A 17,411-nucleotide genomic window follows, 5' to 3' on the forward strand; every position below is an offset into this window, starting at 1 on the left:
GTCCTGCGGCGGGAGCTCGGGCGCGGGTGCCGCGACCTCGGGCGGGCGGTCCCGGCGTCGCCCCCGCAGGGCGCGCGCCGCCCGCGCGATCACCGCGCCACCTCCACGAGCACCGCGACGCCCTGGCCGCCGCCGACCGCCGCCGTCGCGAGCCCGAGCGTCCCGGCCCGCGCGCCCCCGCGCACGAGCCGGGAGAACAGCCGGACCACGGACACCGCGCCGCTCGCGCCCCACGGGTGGCCCAGCGCGAGCGCGCCGCCGTCGGCGCACACGCGGGCGTCGTCCGCCGGGTCGCCCAGCGGGTCGAGGCCGAGCGCGTCGGTGACCGCGAGCACCTGGGCCGCGAACGCCTCGACGACCTCGACCGCGGCCACGTCGTCGAGCCGCGCGCCGGCGCGGTCGAGCACCGCGCGCACCGCGGGCACCGGGCCCCACCCGGGCAGCGCCGGGTCGCAGCCCACGGTGGCCGACGCGACGACCCGCAGGCCCGCGAGGCCCAGGTCGCGGCGCACCGCCTCGGGAACCACCGCGACGACCGCGGCGCCGTCGCTCACCGGGCTCGACGTCGCCGCCGTGACGGTCCCGTCGGGGGTGAACGCGGGGGAGAGCCGCGCGACGACGGCCGGGTCGAGGCGGCGCGCGCGCTCGTCGCGCTCCAGGGCACGGCCCGGCGGGCCGACGCGCACGGTCTCCGCGGCGAACCGCCCGGCGTCGTGCGCCGCGCGGGCGCGCGCGTGGCTGCGCACCGCGTACGCCTCCTGGCGCTCGCGGGTCACGCCGCGTCGTCGGGCGAGCTCGTCGGCCGCCGCGCCCATCCCCGGGTCGGCCCACGGCACGGGCGCGAACGCCGCGCGCGCGTACGGGACGTCGCCCCAGGGCGTGCGGTGGGCCCGCGCGGGCGAGCGCGTCGCGCTCTCGGTGCCGCCCGCGAGGACGAGCGCCGCCTCGCCCGCGCGGACCTGCTGCGCCGCGCCGAGCACGGCCGCGAGGCCCGACGCGCACTGCCGGTCGACGGTGAGCCCCGGCACGCCGACGCCCGCTCCGGCGGCGAGCGCCGCGACGCGCGCGACGTCCCCGCCGGGGCCCGTGCAGCACCCGAGCACGACGTCCGCAACGTCACCGTCGACGCCGTGCGCCCGCGCGTCGTCGAGGGTCGGGCGCAGCGCCGCGGCCGCGAGGTCCACCTCGGTGAGCGCCCGGTGCCCGTGGCCCGCGGAGCCGACCCACGTGCGGCGCGCGGCGACCACCACGGGCGTCGCGTCGGGCGCGCCGTTCGTCGCCCCGAACATCCGCCGGCTCACCGCAGCGGCTCCAGGCCCGACCGCGCGAGGTCCGTCCCGCCCAGGGCTTCGCTCACCGCGCCGCGCGCGGACTTGCCCGACGGCGTCCTCGGCAGCGCGCGCGTGCCGTACCAGCGCCGCGGTCGCTGGGCCGGCGCGAGCGCCGCGCGGGCGACCCGCTCGAGGTGCGCGCGCAGCCCCGACCGGTCGTCGCACTCCACGACGGCCGTCACGACCGCCCCGAGGCGCCGGTGCGCCGTGCCGAGCACGACGACGTCGCGCACCCCGGGCACGGCCCGCAGCACGACCTCGACGTCCTCGGGCACGACCGTCGACCCGCCCGAGAGGATCGCGCCGTCGCCCCGGCCGCGCAGCACGAGCGGCTCCGGCCCCGGGTCGGCGAGGTCCCCGACGGTGTGCCACGCGCCGTCGCGCCGCAGCGGTCCCGTGGCGCGCGCGAGGTAGCCGCGCGACACCCACGGCGAGCGCACCCACACCTCGCCGACGCTCGCCGACGGCAGCGGACGGACCGCCAGGTCCACGCCGGGGAACGCGCGCAGCCCCGACCCGTCGGGGTCGTAGGCGACGAACGACAGCTCGACGGCGCCGTAGTACGCGAGCAGGTCGACGCCGAGGTCCCGCGCCCGCTCCCGCGCCCCGGGCGCGAGCGACGCCCCGCCGACGACCGCGTGCCGCAGCCGCGAGGGCGCGCCCGCGGCGACGGCGTCGAGCACGTCGTCGAGGACCTGCGGCACGAGGTGCACGACGTCGCTCGTCGCGAGCGCCGCCGTCGTCGCGGCCGGCGTGCGGGTGAGGACGGCGCACGCCCCGACGGCGAGCGTGTGCACGGCGGCGAAGCAGTACAGCGACGACGCGAGCGGGCCGGGGACGAGGACCGCGTCGGTGGGTCGCAGCCCGAGGAGACGGGTGACCGCGTCGAACGACCCCGCCCACGACGCGCGCGTGCGCACGACCGCGCGCGGGCGGCCGGTGCTCCCCGACGAGAACCCGGCCCACGCGAGGTCGTCGGGGCCGGGGACGTGCGGCGGCGCGGGCTCTGCGCCGTCAGCGGTGCCGGTCCCGCGCGGCAGCGGCACCTCGACGAACGTGCGCGGCGCGAGCGTGCGCAGCACCTCGGCGCGGTGGGCGCGCGGCCAGGCGGCGTCGCACACGAGCGGCGTCGCGCCCAGGTGGTCGACGGCCAGCATCGCCGTGAGCAGGTCGAGCGGGTCCGGCAGCGACACGGCGACGAGGTCGCCCGGTCGCGTACCCGACGCGCGCAGGTGCGTCGCGCCCGCGCGCACGTCCGCGGCGAGCGCGGCGTAGGTGCGCGACCGCTCGGGCGTGCGCAGGGCGGGACGGTCGCGCGCGGCCGGGTCGGCGGCGTGCGTCAGGACCTGGTGGGCGACGGGCACGCGGACACTCTCGCAGGTGTTCAGGAGGCGGGGCGGCCGTCGGCCGCGGCGCGGCTGGTGCGCCCGACCGGACGGGCCGCGGGGTAGGCCCGCACGACGCCCACCGTGATCGCGGCTGCGGCGAGCGCCTTGAGCAGGTCGCCGGGCAGGAACGCGAGCGAGAGCTGCGCGGTCGTGGGCAACGGCACGCCCGTGCCGAGCGCCTGCACCGGGATGCCGACGGCGTAGACGACCGCGATCCCGCCGACGACGCACGCGAGGAGCACGGGCGCGAACGTGACGCGCCGGAGCCGGTCGACGAGCAGGCCGACGACGGCCGCGCCGGCGAGGAACCCGACGAGGTAGCCCGCGGACGGCCCGACGAACGCCCCGAGCCCGCCACGCCCGCCCGCGAGGACGGGGAGCCCGGCCGCGGCGAGCGCGAGGAAGGTCGCGACGGCGAGCGAACCGCGCCACGCGCCGAGGATCGCCCCCGCGAGCATGACGCCGAGCGTCTGGAGCGTCACGGGCACCGCGTTGCCGAACAGCGCGATCGATCCGGGCAGGCCGAGCGCGGCCAGGAGCGCGGCGAACGTCGCGACCCGCGCGGCGTCGCCGGCGTCGAGCGCGAACCGGCCGCGGCGACGGTCGGGCACGTCCCGCGGTGCGCCGCGCGGCGCGTCCGGGGCGGTGGGCGCCGTGGCGGACGGGGTGGCGGCGGGCGTCTCCGTGCGGGCGTCGGTCATCGCGGGCTCCCTGATGTCGGTGGTCGGGCGTGTCCACTCTGGCCGGGACGGCGGCCCTCGGGCGACGGCGCTCGCGACCACCTCCGCGGCCCGCCGTGCACGGATCGCACAAGGCGTTGGAGGGATCCTCCAACCGCGCCGGGCGCGGGTGCGGGGTCGGTGTGGGAGCCGCACAACGCGGCCTGCCCGGCCGGTCGACACGGCTCGTCGCACCTCTTGGCACTCTCGGGGGGAGAGTGCTAAAACAGGAGCTGTAGCCGCCCGCGGGGTGCCTGCCTCGCGGGAGCACCGACCGGTCCCGGACCGTCCGGGACCGTGCGACGAGGAGGTGAGAGGTGTGGCTGCGATGACCGACCCCTTCACGAGCACCTTCGACGCGATGGACCGTCTGGTCGGCCAGCTCGCGTCCGGCGCCCGCGCGACCGCCGCCTCGGCGGCCTCGGGCGGCATGCCGCTCGACCTGTTCCGCGCCGGGGACCACTACGTGCTGACGATGGACCTCCCGGGCGTCGACCCGGGCACGATCGACGTGTCCGTCGAGGACCGCACGCTGACCATCCGCGCCGAGCGCAGCCCGCAGACCGACCCGGACGTCCAGTGGCTCGCCCGGGAGCGGCCGTCCGGCACGTACGCGCGCCAGCTCACGGTGGGGCGCGGCCTGGCGCTCGACAAGATCACGGCGTCGTACGAGGACGGCGTGCTGACGCTGACGATCCCGGTGGCCGAGGAGGCCCGGCCCCGCCGGATCGAGGTCGCGCACCGCGCGGGCGGCGCGGCGACCCAGATCACGGCCGAGGCCGAGCCTCAGACGTCCGAGGGCTGAGCCCGGCTCACGCCTCGCCCGGGAGCGCCTTGCGGACGACGAGGCGCGTCCACGCCCCGAGGTACACGCGGTCCCCGTCGGCCAGCTCGCGTCGCTGGCCGGCGGGGATCGGGTCCGTCGGGAGCGGTTCGCCCGCGGGGCTCACGTAGGTGCCGTTCGAGGACTGCAGGTCCTCGACCCACCAGCGCTGCCCGTCCGTGCTGAGCTGGCAGTGCCGTCGCGAGACCCCGGTGTCCGCGCCGCAGTCGACCTGCGGGTGGATGCCGCGCGAGACCGACGGGCGCCCCACGAGCACGCTGCGCTCGCGCAGCACGACGAGCCCCGGCAGGCCCGCCGACGGCATGGGGTCCTCGGGCTGCTGGGCCGCGTACCAGTCCGGGTCGATCCAGATCTCGACGACCCACTGGTCCGGCCCGGGCACGGGCGGCGTCGGCAGGTGCGCGCCCGACGGCGCGGGGCCGGCCGGGTCCGCAGACGCACCGGCGGGCTGCTCGCCCGTGCCCGTCCCGGTGGCCGGCGTCGACGCCGGAGCCTCGAGCGGCGCGGAGGCGCCCGGCGGCGGGGTGGCCGCGGACGCCGGGGACGCGGCCGGAGCCGGGAGCGGGGGCGGCGTCACGCCCGACGCGAGGCTCGCCTCCGGTGCGGCAGGGGGAGCGGCGGGTGCGGCCGGGGTGGCCGGCGTGGGGCGCGACGGCGGGTCGAGCGAGAGCGCCGACGCAGGCTCCACCGGGTCGGGCAGGGCGCCGGTGGTGAAGTCGTAGCCGCAGTTCTCGCAGAACAGCGCGCCGGCAGGAGCGGGCGAGCCGCAGTTCGGGCACTCGAGGGCCCGAGCCGGTGCGGAGGCCCCGCCCGGAGCAGGAGACGCCGCGCCCGCCGCGGGCGCCGCGGGTGCCGACGCCGCGGCGATGGGCTCGCCGCACACGTCGCAGTAGTCGGTCGACTCCGAGGGGTGCCCGTTGGGGCAGACGACGGCGCTCACCGACGCACCCGCGTCGTCTTCGTCGAGGCGGTGTCGAGCGCCATCTCGTCGAGCGTCGAGGTGTTGCGCTTGAGCCGCACGGTGCCGTGCTCCTCGTCGTCGATCTCGACGACCTTGCGCAGGCGCGACGTCGCCTCCTCGTTCCCCGTCTGCTGCGCGAGCTGGACGGCGCGGCCGAGCTTGACGGTCGCCGTCGCCTCGTCGCCCGACGCCTTGGCCGCGAGGCCCTCCTGGATCGCCGCGGCGAGCTCGGTCTGGCCGGTGTAGTGCGCGACCTCGGGGTTGATGCGCGTGGTGAGCGACTCGTCGTCGGACCACTTCGCCTTGACCAGGCCCGAGGACACGACCTCGCCGTTCACGGCGAGCTGGACGCGCGCCGCGAGCTGCTCGGAGCCGACGGGCTTCGAGGCCACGCGCACCGCGACGTGGTAGTCGCGCGACTCGTCGCCCCACGACCCGGTCGGGTACGCGCCCGTGAGCGGGTTGACCTCGGCCCGGCGGTGCGTGAGGTCCGCGACGGTCGGGGCGACCTGGCGCACGAACAGCACCTGCGAGCCCTGCGGGGCCCACACGCGCAGGTCGGCCGAGGCGACGCCGCGCGCCATGGACGCCTGCATGAGCTTCTCGAAGTCGGCGGCGATCTCGTTCGGGTCCGCGATGAGGTCCACCGTGCCGAGCAGCGCGGTGGAGATCTCGCGCAGCTCGTCGACCTGCCAGCGCGAGCCGACGCCGCGCGCGTCGCACTGGAAGTGGCCCGTGACGTCCCGCACCGCGGCCGAGAGATTGGCGCGGGGCTCGGACTCGTTCTTGCCGTCGGTGAGCAGGATCGCGTGCCGCTGCGTCGCCTGCGGCACCGTCGCGAAGAGCTGGTCCGCGAGGCGCAGCCACGTGCTCATCGCCGTGCCGCCGCCGGGCGTGAGCATCGAGATCGCGCGCTTCGCCTCGGCGCGCGCGCCCGGCTCCATCTGCACCATGGCCATGCGGGCGTTCGGGTAGGGGAACGCACGGTTCGCGACGTGGCTGCCGCCGACGATCGCGAACCACGTGCCGTCGAGGATCTGGTCGACCGCGACCTGGGCCGCGTGCTTCGCGGCCTCGATGTTGCGCCCCGACATCGACCCCGACGTGTCGACCATGATGATCTCGGCCACCCCGCCCGCGCCGCCGGCGCTCCCCGCGCTCCCGGCGCCGCGGCACGTCACGGTGACGATCGCGTGGACGTCCGTCGCGCCCTCGGACAGGAACTCGTTCTGGTAGACCTCGGCGGCGAACTCGGCCATGGGGGCTCCTTCGGTGGTGCGGGTGTTCGTGCAGGCTATCGGGTCGTCGGGGCCCGACGCGCGGTGCGCGTCAGGCGGTGGCGGGGTCCGCCGGGGGCGGCGGCGGGGTCGCGGACGACGCCCGGGAGAACCGGGCGAGCGTCGCCGTGATGTTGTCCCGGCCGCCCTGGGCGTTCGCCCAGTCGACGAGCGCGCCCGCGAGCACCTGCGGGTCGTCGCCGACGCGGTCCTGCGTGCTGCGCACGAGGGCTGCCAGGTCGGCCGCGGGGGAGCAGTAGTTCCACAGGCCGTCCGAGCACACGAGCAGCCAGCCGTCGCGGTCGGGCAGGGTCGCGGCCGTGCGGGCCACCGGGTCGGGGGCGTCGGGGCCGAGCCAGCGCGTGATGGCGTGCGCCTGCGGCGACGTCTCCGCCTGGGCGCGCGGCACGCCCTGCGCGATCATCTCCTGCGCCCACGAGTCGTCCACGCTGAGCTGGTGCGCGTCGCCGTCGTCCGGGATCCAGTAGGCGCGCGAGTCGCCCACCCAGCCCGCCACGACGAGCGGCCCGTCGAGGACGGCCGCGACGAACGTGCACGACGGCGGGTTCTCGCGGTCGGCCATCGTGCCGACGGTCGCGAGGATCGCGTCCTGCGCGGCGCGCGACGCGTCGCCGAGGAGCGCGGACCACGCGCCCATGCGCGCCGAGGCCTCGCCGGTCACGGGGTCGGGACCGTCGGGGCCGCGCGCCGCGAGCACGTCGCGCGCGGCGCGCGCCGCGGCGAGGCTCGCGACGTCGGAGTCGGGCGCGGAGGACACGCCGTCGCACACGACGAGCGCCGCGAACGCCCGCTCGGCGGTCGCGGACGGGCTCGCCGCCAGGGCCATCGCGTCCTCGTTGCGCGAGTGCCGCACACCTCGGTCGCACACGCCGGCGACCCAGCTCGCGGGCCGCTCGGCCCAGTGGTCGCGCTCCGACGCCGCGGGCTCGCCGCACTCGGTGCAGTACCCGTCCTCGGCGACCCGGCCGCCGCAGCGCACGCAGGGGCGCGCGCCGCTCTCGGTGCCGTCGCCGTCGGTCTCGGCGGAGGCCTCGCCCGACGGCTCGGTGGTCCCGGCGGCGGTCTGGTCGTCGGACCCGGGCCCGCCGTCCCCGGTCCCGGCTGCTGCGGGGTCCGTCGCGGCGTCGGTCGCGAGGTCCGCGGCAGCTCCGGTCCCGGCGTCCGAGCCCGTCGCGGTCGGGAGCGGGGCGAGCGGGGTGCCGCACGCCTCGCAGAACCGGGCGCCCTCGGGCGACGGTTCCCCGCACGCCGGGCAGGCGAGCACGCCGCTAGGCTCCGCGACCGTGCCGCCGGGCACCGGTGCGGGCGCGGGCGCGGGGGAGTCGCTCATCGGATCGTCCACCGGCGCACCTCGTTCGCGCGGTCCACGAGCGTGATGCGCTCGTCCCGCGAGTCGGTGAGCGACGCGAGCTCGCGGTACGCGCCCTCGAGCGCGTCGCGCAGCGCGGGCTCGTCGGCGGGCACGCCCGCGATGCGCGTGGTCGGCTCCGGGCCGGAGGTGGTCACGGTGTCGAGCGCGGAGCGCAGGACGCGCACCGCGAGCTCGGCCCGCTCGCGCGGCGCGATCGCGACGGTCGAGACGCTCGCCATGGCGTCGGCGAGCGCGGGCAGCCCGCGGCCCGAGGCGGCGAGCAGGTGCGCGCGGAGCGTGCGGGACTCGACGTACGACCCGCGCGTCGGGCCGACGAGGTCGAGCGCGTGCAGCGCGCCGTCGAGGTCGCCGCGCGCCTCGCGCACGCGCATGAGCCCGAACGCGGCCGGCGCGGTGTAGTTCGCGTCGGTGCGCGCGCAGATCACGTAGAGCGACTCGGCGATGTCGGGCTCGCCGCTCAGCTCGCAGGCCGCGGCGAGCGCGAGCTTGGGCGCGAGCTCGCCCGGCACCTGCCCGTACACGGCGTTGAACGACGCGCGCGCCGCGACCGGGTCGCCCTGCGCGAGCTCGCCGAGGCCCCCGATCCACGCGGCGCGCCACTCCCACGGGTCGTCCGCGAGGATGGTCGCGATCGTGTCGCGCAGCACGTCGAACCGCTCCGCCTCGATCGCGGCGCGCGCCCGGGCGAGGCGCACCTCGACCGTGTCCTCGGGCGCGTCGGCGAGCGCGGCGAGGCGCGCGTCCGGGTCCACGACGTTGACCCCGGCGAGCCAGCTCGCCATGGGGTCGTGGTCGTCGCGCCGCAACGTCGGCAGCTCGTCCCAGGCGAGCGGGCGGGACGCGACGTCCGCGACCGGCGCCTCGAACAGGACCGAGGCCGCCGAGTGCAGCGCCGGGTTGCCCGGGCCGGCGTCCGCCGCCACGACCTCCCGCAGGACGCCGAGGAGCTGGGTGCGCATCTCGTCGGCGGTCGCGAACCGGTCGGCCGGGTCGAGCGCGCACGCCTTGGCGAGCAGGCGGTAGAACGAGTCGTACTGCTGGAACACCGGGGTGTCCGCGACGGGCGGGAGCGACGCGACGTACGTCGTCGTGTTCCCGCGGAAGTCGAGGACGAGCGTCGCGAGGGTGCGTCCGATCGTGTAGATGTCGGAGGCGACCGACGGCCCGACCTCCGCGACCTCGGGCGCTTGATAGCCGACCGTGCCGAAGATGGCGGAGGTGAGGTCGTCGGTGCGGCGCACGCCGCCGAGGTCGATGAGCTTCACGCCGTCGCCCTGCTGGATGACGTTCTCCGGCTTGAAGTCGCAGAACAGCAGGTTGTGGTCGTGCAGGTACGCGAACGCGGGCAGGATCGCGAGCACGTAGGCGAGGGCCTGGTCCACGGGCATCGGGTCGATGACCCCGTTGTTGTCCTCCCGGCGCTGCTGGAGGATCTCCTTGAGCGACTCGCCGCCGACGTACTCCATGACGGTGTAGCCGGCTCCGTCGTGCATCGCGAAGTTGTAGATCTCGACGATGAGCGGGTGCTCGACCTCCGCGAGGAACTGGCGCTCCGAGATCGCCGCCGCGTACGCGTCGGGGTCGCCGGAGTTGAGCAGGCCCTTGAGCACGACCCACCGGCCGGACACGTTCTGGTCGCGCGCGAGGTAGATCCAGCCGAGGCCGCCGTGCGCGAGGCAGCCCACGACCTCGTACTGGCCGCCCACGAGGTCGCCCGGCTTCAGCTGCGGGGTGAAGTCGAAGCGGTTGCCGCAGTGGGGGCAGAACCCGGAGGTGCGGCCGGGCTGGCCGTCGCGCCCGCGGCCGACCTTCTCGCCGCACGCGGGGCAGAAGCGCTTGCGCTCGGCGACCTCGGGCACGGCCATGACGGACTGCAGCGGGTCCCGGACGGGCACCGACGGGACCGTCGTGAGGCCCGCGCCGAGGCCACGCCCGCGCAGGCGCGTCGAGGACGTTCCGACGCGGCGGGTCGCCTTGGAGCCGGTCGCGGCGGTGCGCGCGGAGCCGAGCGCGGTCGACGCGAGGCGGCTCGAGCTCGTGCGGCCGGTGCGCGTGGAGCGCTCGGCGTCGGGGTCGCCCGCCCCGGCGGTGCCCGGGCGGCCCTGCACGAACCCGGTGCCGAGCATGGCGGACGGCGAGGCGGCGGCCGCGCTCCCGGGCGCGGGCACGCCGGTGATGCCGCTCGCGGCGGGCGTCGGCGTGGTGCCGGAGCCGCCCGCGGGCGCGCCGCAGACGTTGCAGTAGCCGTCCTCGATGGTGCCCGGGCAGCCGGGCTCCGAGCACGGGACGGTCGCGGTGGTCGTCACGACGACGCTCCTTCCGGGGTGGGCAGGTCGCGGGTGAGGAACTGGTACTGCTCGACGAGGAACCGCGCGAGCGTCACGTCGCACGGCGTCGTCTCGACGGCCTCGCGCGCCTCGGCGAGGCCCGAGCGCACCGTGGGGGACGCCGAGCGGCCGTTGACGTCGGCCCGCGCGGCGAGCCGCTCCAGGCTGTACCGCAGCTCGGCGCGCGCGCGCAGGGGACGGGTGTAGGCGTCCTCGACGGTCTCGACGGCGCGGGCCACGGTCGCGAGCCGGGCCGCGTAGGCGTCGAGCTCGAACCGCGAGTCCGGCACGGGGCCGAGGCGCGAGACGTCGGGGACGGCGAGCCGCGGCGGGTGCGCGATCTCGCGGCGGCAGCGCGCGACGAGCTCGCGCAGGGCGGGCTCGCGCGCCTCGAGCGCGGCGCGCTGCTCCTCGGTGCGGGCGCGGTCCCGGCGCAGCTCACGACGCTGCGCGGACGCGACGATGAGGTCGCGCTCGGCGCGCGCGACCTCGGTCTCGAGCTCCGCGAGCGGGCCCGACACGTCGGCGCCGCGCGCAGCCTGCGCGACGAGGTGGTCGAGGCGCCCGCGGAGGGTCTCGACGCGCCCGCGCGCGTCGGCGTCCGAGCCCGCGAGGTCCTCGCAGCGCACGAGCTCGGCGCGCACGCCGCGCAGCCGTGCGACCTGGTCGGCCGTGTGCGGGTCGAAGGACAGGCGCGTGCGCAGCTGCACGACGAGCGCGTCGCACAGCTTGACCGCCTCGACGAGCGAGACGAGCGCGGCGCCCGAGCCCGAGTCGAGCCGGCCCCACAGGAGCTGGGAGATCTTCTCGCGCGCGACGGCGTCGGCCCGGCCCGAGTCCCAGACGGGCCGGATCTCGTCGGCGCGCGAGCGGATCGCCTGCCACAGCGACAGGGCGAGCACGAGGTCGGCGGTGTAGGCGTCGGGCGTCGCGGCGGCCTGCGCGGCGGCGTCGAGACGGTCGAGCTCGGTGCGGCGCTCGTCGAGCCAGGTCTCGAGCGCGCCGAGGTACGCCAGGAGGTCGGCGGCGGGGATCGCCTCGCCGAGCCGTCCCGGCGCCTCGGGTGCGGGGGAGCGCGTCACGGCGTGCGGCCGTACACCGCGGCCGGCGGGGTCGGGGCGGGGCCCAGGCCGCCGAGCCACTCGCCGTAGATCGCGGCCCAGCGCCCGTCGGCCTTCATCTGTTCCAGGACGCCGTTGACGAACCGCACCATGTCGACGTTCTGCGCCGGGACGCCGATGCCGTAGGGCTCGTCGCTGATCGCCTCGCCGACGACCTTCGCGTACGGGTCCTGGGCCGCGAAGCCCGCGAGGATCGTGTCGTCGCCGGTGATCGCGTCGACCTTGCCCTGCTGGAACAGCACGAGGCACTGCGTGTGCGTGGTCGCCGGGACGGGCTCGATGCCGGAGAACTGCTCGAGGCGCGTGAGCGTCGTCGTGCCCTCGGGCGCGCACACGCGCTGGCCCTCGAGGTCCGCGATCCCGTTCGCGGTCGAGTCGCGCGTGACGAGCACCTTCTGCCCCGCGTGGTAGTACTCCGCGGAGAACGCGATGGACTCCCAGCGCTCGCAGTTGATGGTGAACGCGCGCGCGACGAGGTCGACCTCGCCGTTCTCGAGCACCTCGAGCCGCTGCCCCGACGTGATGACGCGGAACTGCAGCCGGTCGGGGTCGCCGAAGATCGCGCGCGAGACCTCGTGCAGCACGTCGATGTCGAAGCCCTCGATCTGGCCGGACAGCGGGTTCCGCGCGCCCATGAGCAGCGTGTCCGCGGAGACGCCGACGACGAGCGTGCCGCGGTCGCGGATCGCGGCCATGGTGCTGCCGCCGGGCAGGGCGTCCGGGCCGGGCAGAGCGCCCTCGGGCGCGTACGAGGCGAGCGGGTCGGCGCACTCGGCCGGTGCGGCGGGCGCCGCGGGGGACTCCGTGGCCGACTCGTCCTGCGGGGTGGTCGTCAGGCGCAGGTCCTCCGCGCCGGACGGCCCGGAGCACGCGCCGAGCGTCAGCAGCGCGACGAGCGCCGAGGCCAGCCCGGTCGTGACGACGCCGGTGCGGCGCGCGCGCGTGCCGGTGCGGCGGGTCCCGGCGGGCCGGGCGTGGGGGGCGGGCGTCGTGGTCACCGGTACTCCTCCAGTCGTGCCGTCACGCCGCGCCACGCGAGCAGTGCCGCGACGAGCCCTGCCGCGAGCAGCAGCCAGCCCGCGACGGTGGCCGTCGTCGCCGCGCCGTCGAGGCGGTCGCTCGTCGCGGCGGCGTGGGTCTCGATGTCGTCGCGCGCCGCGGCCGAGAACGCGTCGAACGCGGCGTTGGGGCTCTCGGGGTCGGTCGCGGTCGCGAGGGCGACCGCGTCGTCCCACTGGCCCGCGTCGTCGAGCGCGCGGATCTCGGCGTGCCGCGCGACCCAGGCGTCGAGCGCCTGCGCCGTCGTCCCGTCGAGGTTGCCCTCGGACGCCGCGGTGTCGAGGCGTGCCGCCGCGTCGTCCGTCGCGGCGACGAACGACTCCTCGTACGTCTGGCCCGAGCCGCGCTTGATGAGCGTGAACGCCTCCATGGACTTCGCGTCGTTCGCGAGCGAGTAGGCCTGCGACGCGGCGAGCGTCGCGGCGTACGGGCCGGTCCGCACGTCGTGCGCGCGGGCGCTCGCCTGGGAGAGCAGGACCGTCGAGACGACGCCCACGACGAGCAGCACGGCCGTGGCGACGGTGAGCCCCACGTTGAGCACGCGGTGCGTGCGCCGCGCGAGCCAGACCTGGCTCGCGAGGAGCACGGCGAGGGCCAGCAGGCCGGCCGCGAGCACCCACAGCGCGTTGCGCACGCCCGAGAAGTCCGCGGCGACGCGGTCGGCGTCGTCGAGCACGACCTCGTCGAGCGCGGGGAGCATCTGCTCGCGCAGGATCGTCGAGGCCTGGTCGAGGTACGCGGACCCGACGGGGAAGCCCTGCCGGTTGGTGGCGCGCGCCTGCTCGACGAGGCCCGTGTAGACCGTGAGGTCGGCGGCCACCTGGCCCAGCAGCGCGGCGTCCGCCTCGTTGCTGCCCGAGAGCGTGGCGAGGCGGTTCGCGGCCTGGTCGACGAGCTCGTCGTACCGCGCGCGCTGGTCGGCGGGCTCGAGGCCCCCGACGAGGAACGCCCCGGTCGCGGTCGCGTCCGCGGCGACGAGCGCGTTGCGGACCTCCTGGACCCCGACGAGCTGGGCCGCGTCCTCGCTCGCCGCGGCGAGGGCGCGCGACTGGAGGCTGCCGGCCTGGAACCCGAGGACGCCGAGCGCGAGCGCGGCGAGCACGCACAGCGCCATGACGAGGCGCAGCTTGCCGGGCGTCCGTCGCAGCGCGCCGCGCGCACGGGACACGGCGGCGCTCTGCGACCCCTGCGGGACGACGGCGCCCCCGCCCGGGGCGGTCAGGGCACCGCCCGGCGCGGGGCCGCCGGCCGGGACGATCTGCTGGCCCGCCGGGCGGACCGGGGTGGTCGTCATGCGTTCTCCTCGGCGCTGGAGGGTGCGGTGTCTGGTGCGTCGTCGGTGCCGTCGGTGGTCTCGGTGGCAGGCGGGTCGGCCGGCGCGTCCTCGGGTGCGGGCGGCTCGAGCGTCGCGAGGAGCGCGGGAGCGCCCTCGCCGTCCACGAGGTCGACGGGCAGGAGCAGGCGCAACTCGTCGATCGTCGGGGCGGCGACGTCCTTGAGCCGCCACGCGTGGCGCGCGATCGCGGCGTCGAGCACGTTGCGGGCCCAGCGGGCGTTGCCGAACCCCTCGGTGCGCGGCTGCGCCGCGGCGAGCCGGGCGAAGACGTCGAGCGCCTCGGGGGTCGGCTCGAAGTCCGCCCGGGAGGCCATGCTCGCGAAGATGTCGCGCAGCTCGGCGTCGGCGTAGTCCTCGAACGTGATGGTCGTGGAGAACCGCGACTCGAGGCCGGGGTTCGTCGCGAGGAAGTCGGCCATCGGGCCGGGGTAGCCCGCCACGATGACCACGAGCTCGTCGCGGTGGTCCTCCATGTCCTTGACGAGCGTGTTGATCGCCTCGGCGCCGTACTGGTCCTCCGCGAGCCCGTACGCCTCGTCGACGAACAGGACGCCGCCGAGCGCGGTCGTGACGACCTCCGACGTCTTCACGGCAGTCTGACCGAGGTAGCCCGCGACGAGCTCCGAGCGGTCGACCTCGACGAGGTGGCCCTTCTCGAGCAGACCGAGCGCGCGGTAGATGCCCGCGACGAGCCGCGCGACCGTCGTCTTGCCCGTGCCCGGGTTGCCGAGGAACACGAGGTGACGCGTGAGCGTGGGGCGGGTCAGGCCCGCCTCGGTGCGCAGCTTCTCGACGCGCAGCAGCTCGGTCTGGCGGTGGATCTCGTCCTTGACGCGCGTGAGGCCCGTGAGCGCGTCGAGCTCGGCGAGCAGCTCCTCGATCGAGCGCGCGGGCTCCTCCTCGACCGCCACCTCCGCGGCGGTCTCCGTGGCCGTCTCCGCGCTCCCGGCGGTCGCGCCCGCCGTCGTGCCCGACGCCGGGGCGTGCGTCGTGCCGGACGGCGCGGCTCCGCCCTCGGTCCCGCGAGCACCGAGCGCGTCGAGGATCGACGCGACGGACGGGAGCTCGGGCGCCGGGCGGCGCAGCGCGTCGAGCGAGCCCTGCGCGGCGAGCAGGTCGCCGAGGTCGAACGGGTCCGCGCCGCCCGTCGCGCGGCGAGCGGCGAGCGGGCCGCCCGCGGCGGGCGTCGGGCCTGCTGGCGCGTGGGTCGCAGCAGGGGCGGCCACCGGGCCGGCTCCGGCCTGCTGGACGGCGGCGGTCGCGGCGGCGGCCCCGGCGACGTGCGGGCCGGGGGAGCCGAGGCGCGCAGCCGCGCGGGCGACGTCGGCGAGCGCCTGCCCGTACGCCGTCGCGTGCTTCGAGCGCGCCGCCCCGAGGGCGGCGAGGACGTCGGTCGGGGACGTGCGCCAGCGCCGGGCGCTCGACGCCGCGGTGAAGAACGCGCCCGTCGCCGCCGGGTCGTGGCCCAGCGCGGCGAGCCACGCCGCCGGGGCGCCCGGGGAGGACTCGGCGACGGCCGCGGCGAGGCGCGCGCCCTCGTCGCGGGCGGCCTCCTCGTCGACGCCCGCGGCACGCGCGGCGGCGTCCAGCGCGTCGAGCGCCGCCGCGAGGGTCGGGGTGTCCGGGGTGGTCACGGTGCCTCCAGTCGTCCGGGCTCCGACGGCGGACCCGGCTGCGGCGTGCCCCGGCCCGCGCCGGGGTCGAGCGCGATCGACGAGTCGCGGAACTTCTCCGCGAGGAACGCGCCGTGCGCGACGAGGGCCGCAGCGTCGGCCCGCGACACGGCGTCGGAGATCTTGTCGAGCGTCACGCCGAGCAGGTCGAGCTGGTCGCACAGCAGCATGAGCGACGTCTTGCCCTGCGCGACGACCCGTCGGTCGGCGAAGTCGCGCGGCAGGCGCAGGTAGGCGCCGACGGCCTCGGGCAGGTAGCTCGTCGCCGTCGCGACGACCGTGTGCGCCTGCTGCGACCCGCCGCCGAGACGGTCGAGGCGCGGGACCATCTCCTCGACCGTGCCGGTGATGCGGTGCACGCGCGCCGTCACGGCGGGCGGCACGCGCCCCTCGATCTGCTGCTCGACCCGCTCGACCGACGCGAGGATGTCGGTCGACGTGGGCGGGGCCGGCAGCTCGTGCTCGGGCTCGGGCGCGGAGGACCGGCCGCCGAGGCGGCCGATCACGTCGGAGAACCAGCCCATCTAGCTCGGGGTCCGATCTGTGGTGCGGGGAGGGGTGGTCGAGAGACAGCGCGTCACAGCCGGCCGATGTCGAGCGAGCCGCTGCCCGCCTGCGACTGGTCGGAGCGGCGCGCACGGTCCAGGTACTCGTTCGCCTTCGTCGTCTCCGTCTCCAGGACGCCGATGGTCTGCGCCATGGAGTCGAGCGCCTGCGTCTTGAACGTCGAGATCGAGTCGAGCGTCGCGTAGATGTTCGCGAACGCCTGCTGGAGCTGCGGGAGCCCGACGGTCGCGCTCGCGGCCTGCTGCTGGATGCTCGCCGACTGGTCCGCCAGCATCTTCGAGGTCGACGCGATCATGTTCGACGTCGTCGTGTTGAGCGCCGTGATCTGGTCGAGCACGAGCTTCTGGTTCGCGAGCGCCTGCGCCACGATGACGGCGGTCCGCAGCGCCGAGATCGTCGTGGTCGTCGCGCGGTCGACGCCCTTGATGAGCTCGAGGTTGTTCTTCATGATGATGTCCATCGCGAGGTAGCCCTGGATGGACACCGCGAGCTGCGTGAGCAGGTCCTGGTGCTTCTGGCGCACGTAGAACAGCACGTCCTCGCGCAGCGCCTTGGCCCGCTCCGGGTCGCTCGCCTCGATCTCCGCGATCTTCGTGGACAGCTCGGTGTCGAGGCGCTCGGCGATGAAGATGTACTGGTTGAGCCGCGCCATCGTGTCCCAGAGGTTCTGCTTCTCCAGGTTGAGCGCTGCGTTGTCCTTGCGGAGCTCGTCCTGGCCGTTGTACAGCGACTGGACGATCGCGTTGAGCTGCTTCTGCGAGCTCTCGTAGCGGCGGAAGTAGTCCTGGAGCTTCCCGCCGAACGGGATGAGGCCCAGGAACTTCTTGCCGACGCTCGCCTCGCTCGGGTCGAGGTCCTCCACGGTGCGGCGCAGCTCGAGCAGCGACTTGCTCACCTTCGAGCTGTCGGACACGCCGCCCTCGCGCAGCTCCTTGACCGGCATCTCCAGCATGCGGTTGGAGACGTCGGCCGCGGCGCGGATGTCCTTGTCGCCCATCTTGCGGACGTCGTCCGCCTTCGCGCCGAACTCGGGGGAGCGGGTGTCCGTGGTCAGGAGCTGGTCGAGGTAGGACGACACCTTCGACTCGAGACCCGGGATGGCCGCCTCGTCGACGCGCGGCGCGAGCGCCGGGGCCTGGGTCGCCGCGACGGGCTTGACGGGCTCCGGGGCGCTGAGCGTGAGCGTCTCCGTCGGGGCGGGGGGCTGGAGCGGTGCTGCCTCGGTCATGTCGGTCCTTCGCTCGTGCGTGCCGTCGGACGCCGTCGGTGGCGGGTGGAGGACGCCCTCGCGGGCTCCCCCTCGACCCGGGCGAACCGGGTGGAACCGGCCTGCGCCGGTCGGGCGAGTATATCTACGACCGGTGGCCGGATCTTTACCCTTTCCGGGGATCGGGAGGGTGAGAACTCCCCATGTC

General features: G+C 76.6%; 14 protein-coding genes. 1 reads left to right on the forward strand and 13 read right to left on the reverse strand.

Annotated features, from left to right (window positions below):
- Positions 1 to 89 precede the first annotated feature (89 nt).
- Genes E1O70_RS18965 through E1O70_RS18975 form a run of 3 tightly spaced genes read right to left on the reverse strand, consistent with a single transcriptional unit; the run spans position 90 to position 3,420 of the window.
- Complete coding sequence (locus tag E1O70_RS18965; RefSeq protein WP_338077839.1) at positions 90 to 1,301, reverse strand: thiolase family protein; 1,212 nt, start codon at positions 1,299 to 1,301, stop codon at positions 90 to 92.
- Entirely contained in the window at positions 1,298 to 2,695 is a 1,398-nt protein-coding gene (locus E1O70_RS18970; protein WP_061268553.1) for a class I adenylate-forming enzyme family protein, read from the reverse strand. Before E1O70_RS18970 ends, E1O70_RS18965 begins: the two co-directional genes overlap by 4 nt.
- Before the next feature lie 20 nt (positions 2,696 to 2,715).
- The gene (locus E1O70_RS18975) at positions 2,716 to 3,420 is read right to left on the reverse strand and encodes a biotin transporter BioY (RefSeq protein WP_082774652.1); all 705 of its coding nucleotides are present in this window, start codon (positions 3,418 to 3,420) and stop codon (positions 2,716 to 2,718) included.
- A 337-nt stretch (positions 3,421 to 3,757) separates the two neighbouring features.
- Between E1O70_RS18975 and E1O70_RS18980 the strand changes: the two genes are divergently transcribed.
- Entirely contained in the window at positions 3,758 to 4,243 is a 486-nt protein-coding gene (locus E1O70_RS18980; protein WP_370670919.1) for an Hsp20/alpha crystallin family protein, read from the forward strand.
- Positions 4,244 to 4,250: 7 nt separating this feature from the next.
- Here E1O70_RS18980 and E1O70_RS18985 read toward each other — a convergent pair whose 3' ends face one another.
- From E1O70_RS18985 to E1O70_RS19030, 10 genes are all read right to left on the reverse strand, one after another.
- Entirely contained in the window at positions 4,251 to 5,222 is a 972-nt protein-coding gene (locus E1O70_RS18985; protein ID WP_061268554.1) for an FHA domain-containing protein, read from the reverse strand.
- A complete protein-coding gene (locus E1O70_RS18990; protein ID WP_061268555.1) occupies positions 5,219 to 6,502 on the reverse strand; it encodes a VWA domain-containing protein in 1,284 nt (427 codons plus the stop codon). Before E1O70_RS18990 ends, E1O70_RS18985 begins: the two co-directional genes overlap by 4 nt.
- Before the next feature lie 70 nt (positions 6,503 to 6,572).
- Positions 6,573 to 7,871 (reverse strand): PP2C family protein-serine/threonine phosphatase, encoded by a 1,299-nt coding sequence (locus tag E1O70_RS18995; protein WP_082774653.1) that lies wholly within the window; start codon positions 7,869 to 7,871, stop codon positions 6,573 to 6,575.
- Positions 7,868 to 10,219: a serine/threonine-protein kinase gene (locus E1O70_RS19000; protein ID WP_061268556.1), complete on the reverse strand. Its 2,352-nt coding sequence runs from the start codon at positions 10,217 to 10,219 to the stop codon at positions 7,868 to 7,870. Before E1O70_RS19000 ends, E1O70_RS18995 begins: the two co-directional genes overlap by 4 nt.
- Positions 10,216 to 11,322 (reverse strand): hypothetical protein, encoded by a 1,107-nt coding sequence (locus tag E1O70_RS19005; protein WP_061268557.1) that lies wholly within the window; start codon positions 11,320 to 11,322, stop codon positions 10,216 to 10,218. Before E1O70_RS19005 ends, E1O70_RS19000 begins: the two co-directional genes overlap by 4 nt.
- Positions 11,319 to 12,359: a glutamate ABC transporter substrate-binding protein gene (locus E1O70_RS19010; RefSeq protein WP_061268558.1), complete on the reverse strand. Its 1,041-nt coding sequence runs from the start codon at positions 12,357 to 12,359 to the stop codon at positions 11,319 to 11,321. The genes E1O70_RS19005 and E1O70_RS19010 overlap by 4 nt, the downstream gene beginning before the upstream one ends.
- Positions 12,356 to 13,714: a hypothetical protein gene (locus E1O70_RS19015; RefSeq protein ID WP_061268559.1), complete on the reverse strand. Its 1,359-nt coding sequence runs from the start codon at positions 13,712 to 13,714 to the stop codon at positions 12,356 to 12,358. Before E1O70_RS19015 ends, E1O70_RS19010 begins: the two co-directional genes overlap by 4 nt.
- Positions 13,711 to 15,390: an AAA family ATPase gene (locus E1O70_RS19020; protein WP_082774654.1), complete on the reverse strand. Its 1,680-nt coding sequence runs from the start codon at positions 15,388 to 15,390 to the stop codon at positions 13,711 to 13,713. The genes E1O70_RS19015 and E1O70_RS19020 overlap by 4 nt, the downstream gene beginning before the upstream one ends.
- Positions 15,387 to 15,953, reverse strand: coding sequence for a hypothetical protein (locus tag E1O70_RS19025; RefSeq protein ID WP_061268560.1), 567 nt, complete (start codon positions 15,951 to 15,953; stop codon positions 15,387 to 15,389). The genes E1O70_RS19020 and E1O70_RS19025 overlap by 4 nt, the downstream gene beginning before the upstream one ends.
- 53 nt (positions 15,954 to 16,006) lie before the next feature.
- Complete coding sequence (locus E1O70_RS19030) at positions 16,007 to 17,224, reverse strand: toxic anion resistance protein (protein ID WP_061268561.1); 1,218 nt, start codon at positions 17,222 to 17,224, stop codon at positions 16,007 to 16,009.
- Positions 17,225 to 17,411 lie beyond the last annotated feature (187 nt).

This window comes from Cellulosimicrobium funkei, assembly GCF_004519295.1.
Taxonomy (GTDB): Bacteria; Actinomycetota; Actinomycetes; order Actinomycetales; family Cellulomonadaceae; genus Cellulosimicrobium; species Cellulosimicrobium funkei.

Excerpts from the sequence above, each read along its gene's own strand:
- E1O70_RS18975 (WP_082774652.1), bottom strand. The coding sequence starts at position 3,420 with ATGACCGACGCCCGCACGGAGACGCCCGCCGCCACCCCGTCCGCCACG.
- E1O70_RS18990 (WP_061268555.1), bottom strand. The coding sequence starts at position 6,502 with ATGGCCGAGTTCGCCGCCGAGGTCTACCAGAACGAGTTCCTGTCCGAG.
- E1O70_RS18995 (WP_082774653.1), bottom strand. The coding sequence starts at position 7,871 with ATGAGCGACTCCCCCGCGCCCGCGCCCGCACCGGTGCCCGGCGGCACG.
- E1O70_RS19015 (WP_061268559.1), bottom strand. The coding sequence starts at position 13,714 with ATGACGACCACCCCGGTCCGCCCGGCGGGCCAGCAGATCGTCCCGGCC.
- E1O70_RS19025 (WP_061268560.1), bottom strand. The coding sequence starts at position 15,953 with ATGGGCTGGTTCTCCGACGTGATCGGCCGCCTCGGCGGCCGGTCCTCC.
- E1O70_RS19030 (WP_061268561.1), bottom strand. The coding sequence starts at position 17,224 with ATGACCGAGGCAGCACCGCTCCAGCCCCCCGCCCCGACGGAGACGCTC.